Source organism: Apibacter adventoris (assembly GCF_002964965.1).
Taxonomy (GTDB): Bacteria; Bacteroidota; Bacteroidia; order Flavobacteriales; family Weeksellaceae; genus Apibacter; species Apibacter adventoris.
In genome coordinates, this window is sequence record NZ_PSZN01000015.1 from 1 (window position 1) to 6,708 (window position 6,708).

General features: G+C 29.1%; 7 protein-coding genes. All 7 read right to left on the minus strand.

The genetic code is table 11. The features are described 5' to 3' along the window. Positions 1 to 690, minus strand: a 690-nt coding sequence (locus tag C4S76_RS06325) for a hypothetical protein (protein ID WP_146105708.1), incomplete at its 3' end; no start/stop codon positions are given. Between the two features lie 77 nt (positions 691 to 767). Then, on the minus strand, positions 768 to 1,511 hold the full coding sequence (locus tag C4S76_RS06330) for a hypothetical protein (RefSeq protein WP_105193351.1): 744 nt from the start codon (positions 1,509 to 1,511) through the stop codon (positions 768 to 770). Between the two features lie 77 nt (positions 1,512 to 1,588). After that, the gene (locus tag C4S76_RS06335) at positions 1,589 to 2,347 is read right to left on the minus strand and encodes a hypothetical protein (RefSeq protein ID WP_105193636.1); all 759 of its coding nucleotides are present in this window, start codon (positions 2,345 to 2,347) and stop codon (positions 1,589 to 1,591) included. A gap of 64 nt (positions 2,348 to 2,411) precedes the next feature. Beyond that, positions 2,412 to 3,155, minus strand: coding sequence for a hypothetical protein (locus tag C4S76_RS06340; protein ID WP_105193637.1), 744 nt, complete (start codon positions 3,153 to 3,155; stop codon positions 2,412 to 2,414). A 78-nt stretch (positions 3,156 to 3,233) separates the two neighbouring features. Further along, positions 3,234 to 4,022: a hypothetical protein gene (locus tag C4S76_RS06345; RefSeq protein ID WP_105193638.1), complete on the minus strand. Its 789-nt coding sequence runs from the start codon at positions 4,020 to 4,022 to the stop codon at positions 3,234 to 3,236. Next, the gene (locus C4S76_RS06350) at positions 4,019 to 5,695 is read right to left on the minus strand and encodes a hypothetical protein (RefSeq protein WP_105193639.1); all 1,677 of its coding nucleotides are present in this window, start codon (positions 5,693 to 5,695) and stop codon (positions 4,019 to 4,021) included. The genes C4S76_RS06345 and C4S76_RS06350 overlap by 4 nt, the downstream gene beginning before the upstream one ends. Before the next feature lie 5 nt (positions 5,696 to 5,700). Further along, a partial coding sequence (locus tag C4S76_RS11775) for a phage baseplate assembly protein V (RefSeq protein WP_221404994.1) occupies positions 5,701 to 6,708 on the minus strand: 1,008 nt, incomplete at its 5' end.

Sequence of the window (6,708 nt, forward strand, 5' to 3'; positions counted from 1 at the left end):
ATCCAAATTATAAAAAATATATATAAACATATATCCTTTTTTATATAATTCTTCATTTCCAAAAAACTCTATTTTCTTTTTTAAATCACTATTAAATTTAAAATGGATTTTTTCCTTAGGCATTTGCAATTCTGCATAAAGGATATTATATCTTATTGAAAAAGTTTTTATGATATCTTGTTTTATTTCTTCCTTACTGTCTTTATATTCTTCTAATATTTTATTTTTCTTTTCTTCAGAAATTTCACTATAATATTCCTTATTAACAATGTTATAATATTTTTCTGCTTCAGGGAATTTAAAATTAACAAATTTATTTTCCTTATGAGCATAAGAATTACGTATAACATTCATGTCTTCAGTACTTAAAGTATCAATCATATTTTTTGACATATTATATTTGAAATCATTAGTTTTATTATTATTCTTATATCTAAAATACAAAAAATTAGACTGATCATATGCAATTAAAGGCATTTGATTGATTTCCTCAGCACGATAGGTTCTTGGGTCAGAAGCATAAGGGGGACCAAAAATGGTAAATAATTCCACTTCTTTAGGAAAGATTGTACTTATTTCATATTTATCACTTTCTATTCCCTCATCAATATATGTATATTTAGAATAATCTTCTTTAGTTTTACAGCTTGTAAAAAGTAAAATACCTAATAATAAAATATAGTTTTTCATAAAAGGTTAGTTTTTCAATATTTGCACAGATATAATAAAATAAAGACTTTATATTATTACCGTTTAAAGATTTAGTTTTATTTCTTTGTTTTAGGGCGTATTACATATAAACCGCCAGAATGTGGGAACATATCCAAATTATAAAAAATATATATAAACATATATCCTTTTTTATATAATTCTTCATTTCCAAAAAACTCTATTTTCTTTTTTAAATCACTATTAAATTTAAAATGGATTTTTTCCTTAGGCATTTGCAATTCTGCATAAAGGATATTATATCTTATTGAAAAAGTTTTTATGATATCTTGTTTTATTTCTTCCTTACTGTCTTTATATTCTTCTAATATTTTATTTTTCTTTTCTTCAGAAATTTCACTATAATATTCCTTATTAACAATGTTATAATATTTTTCTGCTTCAGGGAATTTAAAATTAACAAATTTATTTTCCTTATGAGCATAAGAATTACGTATAACATTCATGTCTTCAGTACTTAAAGTATCAATCATATTTTTTGACATATTATATTTGAAATCATTAGTTTTATTATTATTCTTATATCTAAAATACAAAAAATTAGACTGATCATATGCAATTAAAGGCATTTGATTGATTTCCTCAGCACGATAGGTTCTTGGGTCAGAAGCATAAGGGGGACCAAAAATGGTAAATAATTCCACTTCTTTAGGAAAGATTGTACTTATTTCATATTTATCACTTTCTATTCCCTCATCAATATATGTATATTTAGAATAATCTTCTTTAGTTTTACAGCTTGTAAAAAGTAAAATACCTAATAATAAAATATAGTTTTTCATAAAAGGTTAGTTTTTCAATATTTGCACAGATATAATAAAATAAAGACTTTATATTATTACCGTTTAAAGATTTAGTTTTATTTCTTTGTTTTAGGGCGTATTACATATAAACCGCCAGAATGTGGGAATATGTTTGAAATGTTATATATGTATATAAATATATATCCTTTTTTGTATAATTCTTCAGTGCCAAAGAAGATAATTTTACCATTACCTAATAAATTATATTTAAACTTAATATTTTCATTAGGCATATGTAAATTAATGAAATCTGTTTTATAATAGATAGACATCAAATTTTTCATTTGATTTCTTTTATTCTCATTATCAGGGTATTTTTCATAAATTATTTTAATATTTTCCTTTGATATGGTATCTTTTAATTCACTTTTTGTCTTATAATATTTTTCAGCTTCAGGGAATTTAAAATCTACTAAATCATTTTTTTTCTTATAATTATCCTCAAAAATCTTTTTGTATCTTTGAATACTATCCTCGTTATTAATGGTATCTTTTTTATTAGTCAGACAATCATATTTCATATAATAAGCAATAGAATTATCACGGTCATATATAATAAAAAAAATCATATTTTTTTTATTAAAATATATCAAAGGCATATCCCATGTTTTTTTTTCCTGCTCAGGAGAAAACATTCCTCTAGTCAAGGTATACCCTAACATATTTTTGATTTGATATTTCTCCGACATTAGAGATACAATTTCATAGTTATTACTTTTAAGATTATCATCAATAAATGTATATTTAGAATAATCTTCTTTAGTTTTGCAGCTTATTAAAAGTAAAATACCTAATAATAAAATATAGTTTTTCATAAAAGGTTAGTTTTTCAATATTTGCACAGATATAAAAAAATAAAAACTTTATAAAGATTTAGTTTTATTTCTTTGTTTTAGGTCGTATTACATATAAACCGCCAGAATGTGGGAACATATCCAAATTATAAAAAATATATATATACATATATCCTTTTTTATATAATTCTTCATTACCAAAGAGTTCAATATTTTTATTTAAATTACAATTAAATTTAAAATGAATTTTTTCCTTAGGCATTTGTAATTCTGCATAGGTTATAGTATATCGTAATGAACGGGTTTCAATAACAGCTTGTTTTATTTCTTCCTTACTGTCTTTATATTCTTCTAAAACTCTCTTTTTTTCTTCTTCAGAAATTTCACTATAATATTCCTTTTTAATTACCTTATAATATTCCTCTGCTTTAGGGAATTTAAAATTAACAAATTTATTTTCCTTATGAGCATAAGAATTACGTATAACATTCATGTCTTCAGTACTTAATGTATCAGTCATATTTTTTGTCATATTATATTTGAAATCGTTAATTTTATAATTATTCATATATCTAAAATACAAAAAATTAGACTGATCATATGCAATTAAAGGCATTTGATTGATTTCCTCAGCACGATAGGTTCTTGGGTCAGAAGCATAAGGGGGACCAAAAATGGTTAATAATTCCACTTCTTTAGGAAAGATTGTACTTATTTCATATATATCACTTTCTATTCCCTCATCAATATATGTATATTTAGAATAATCTTCTTTAGTTTTGCAGCTTATAAAAAGTAAAATACCTAATAATAAAATAGAGTTTTTCATAAAAGGTTAGTTTTTTCAATATTTGCACAGATATAATAAAATAAAGACTTTATATTATTACCGTTTAAAGATTTAGTTTTATTTCTTTGTCTTAGGTCGTATTACATATAAACCGCCAGAATGTGGGAACATATCCAAATTATAAAAAATATATATAAACATATATCCTTTTTTATATAATTCTTCATTTCCAAAAAACTCTATTTTCTTTTTTAAATCACTATTAAATTTAAAATGGATTTTTTCCTTAGGCATTTGTAATTCTGCATAGGTTATAGTATATCGTAATGAATAGGTTTCAATAACAGCTTGTTTTATTTCTTCTTTACTGTCTTTATATTCTTCTAATATTTTATTTTTCTTTTCTTCAGAAATTTCACTATAATATTCCTCTTTAATTACCTTATAATATTCCTCTGCTTCAGGAAATTTAAAATTAACAAAAGAAAAACGTTGTTTTTGATAAAAATGCTCTAAATCTTTTAGCCAAATAGAATAATCTTCTCCAGAAAAATCTTTTAGAGAATCAATATTATTATTATTTATATTATACTCTATAAGGTAATTTTTATTCTTTTTTTTACTTTCTATTGTGAAATATATTAGATTATTTTTATTAAATAAAATAAAAGGTATCTCCAAAATTCTTTTTGTTTTTTCAGAATCTGAATTTTCATCAAATACTCTTCCTTGTGGAATATAATATCCATAAGCATTAGTTAATATATCTTCTTCTTTCATTAAAGTAATAATTTCATACTCTTTGCTTTCAATTATCTCATCAATAAATGTATATTTAGAATAATCTTCTTTAGTTTTACAGCTTGTAAAAAGTAAAATACCTAATAATAAAATATAGTTTTTCATACATCTAAACTTTTTTCGTCAATAAAAATACAGTAAATAAAATTATCATATCGTTTATAGTATTGATTCCAGATTCCTCTAAATACTATTCCATGCTTATTTCTATTTTCAAAATTAGAATCAGTTAATTCCTTAAAAGCTTTAAATTCCTTGGCTAAAAGCTTTTGTAAGGTAGGAGTACTAATCGATAAAAATCTAAATCCTAATTCAGTAATCTTTTCTTCTAATAAGTTTTTATTAGGTCTATCATATTGTAAAAATTTTTCCATGCTTTTCATACCCTCTTCTTTTTTATTTAAAAAGGTTTCATAAGCCTGCTCTTCTATAAGTTCCTCAAGATCTTTGCTATATTGGTCAACCAATAAATCTACCGCTATAGAAAGATGCCCGGCCATTTTACCTACCCAAGAAGGGAAAAAACCAAAGAATTTCTTTAGTGCCAGATTTCCCAATCCTTTATAATCCGGGGTGCCTGTAGACAGGCTTTGTTCCATTTCCTGTACATCAATAACAAAGCTTAGGGTTTCAAATATCTTAGTACTCAGGTTTGCTGCTGTGTGTACAGGATGGCTTTGGGCGAAAACTTCCAATTGGTTTAGTCCCAGGGTGGTGGCATAGTGGGTGTCTCCCTGCAGGGTAGGGTGTGCCACACGAAAACCGGTATTAGATGCCCGCTTTATATTACGTACATTTCCGTCTATCATAGTAATATCCGTATCATATACGTTTTTGCGGTGTATTACCCTTCCGTCCGTGTACATAAGAGAACCTTTTTCTAACTCGCGTATAGCCAGCGTATAAGAATATTCCTTAAACTTGTCCAATGCTTTTGCAGTAGCTTCTTTCATGGCATCTTTGGCTACTCCCTTTATTTTTCCTTTTATTTTTTCTTTGGCCTGATCTATTTTCTTTTGGGTATAATCCTCCTGGCTTAACAATAATTGCAGGTAAATAACATTTCCCTCACTGCTTCGTATTTCGGGAAACTGGTAATTGATTCCGGGTTTTATAAAATATAAATCGGGAATATCGGGTAGCCCCACACTAAGGTAATCCCGAAAAGAAACCGGTAAGCTTTCTTTCTGGTATACCGGTCCGTTATTATTAATTGACCCGATACTGTATGAGGGTTTGTATTCTGCCACGCAATATATTTCTATATCTCCCGGAGTATTATCTTCTTTTACAAAGTCTATGGTCAAATCATTATACAGTATTTTAATAGGAATACAGGCCCTGTTTTCTTCATTGATATAGGCATACTTAGGTCCACCTTTAATTTCCCGATCACTGGCTATAAAATCAAATCCCATATATCCCAGTTGTAAGTCATAAAAGGAAATATGTAGCCGGCTCAGGTCTTCATCTATGACATCGTTTGCCTCATTATATATAGGAATATTTTGGGTTTCAATCTGGAAAAACACAGTATCACCTAAACAGGCTTTGTGTATTTTAATAAGCCCATCTCTATCAGAGCTCCACCAGCCCCGTATAATATATTTGCCCCCGGTTTTTGGTTCTTCAGGGTCTCCGCAAATCATTTCCGCATCGGTAGTAAGCTCTATGGCCTCTCCGGCATTTATGGTAAAATTCTCATTATAACAGGTTAGGGTTTCGTATTCCTGAATTATCTTTTTTCCTGCTATTTTCATTATTTTTCCTCCTGCCATAACTCTTAAAATAATCTGGATTTTTCCCCGCTGTTCGTTTTAAAATTTTCACGAGAATGAAACTGGGTTTTTCCTTGAGTTGAAGTTACTTTTTCTTGTGCATTTTCCATTGCTTCTTTTGCTTTAGAGCTTATATTTCCTAGAGCTTCTTCATAGATATCCGCGGCAAACAAGGAATACTGCCTGCCTACCTGGGTGGAGGAATTTTTCCCTACGCTTGTGGTTTGATCTATTCCTACGTTGGTAACCATATTTTTTCCGGCACTCAGCTTTATATCTTCCCCGGCATGTACAGAAAAATTTTTAGGCGCATGTACCGAGATATTCCCTTCACCATCCATAAACATTTTGTTTCCGCTGGGGTCTTCTATCAAGATGGATCCCTTCCCTTGGGCATCGTTAAAGATAATCTTGGTTCCACTGCGGGTTTGTATCACCTTTATATCATTCCCTTGCGTATAATACGCCGCAATTTCCCCTCCGTTATAGGCAGTCCCCAGTACTACCGGACATTCGGCATTGCCTCCTTGAAAGGCACATAAGACCATTTCCCCAATCTCCGGGTTAAAATACGTACCCTTGCTTCCCCCACTATGCGGCTGTATCACCTGTACCCAAGGGGTACTGCTGTTTGACGGCTGCTGCCAGGTAAATTGTACCCGTACCCTTCCCATTTTCTGTGGGTCTTTATTATCTATAACCTTGGCATGCTGGATGTCTGCCTTGGGGGTATCGGTAAGGTCTGTGTAAAAAGGTACACTCAGGTCTTTAGGCACTCCGTAAAAGGTATTGGTATACCCCTCACCATCGGCAAAGTTATGTATAATCTCCGTGATTTTATAGGATTCTATAGGTACTTTCCCGTTTTTGAATATTTTGTGATCCGGAATCCAAACCAGCATCTTAGCTATATCTCCGAGCATTATATTCGGATTATTGGAGGTTACTTCTATATCTATCAGGTTTTGTCTTTTTTTGTTTTCCCTCAAAACCGCCTGTTCTATATCCCGTCG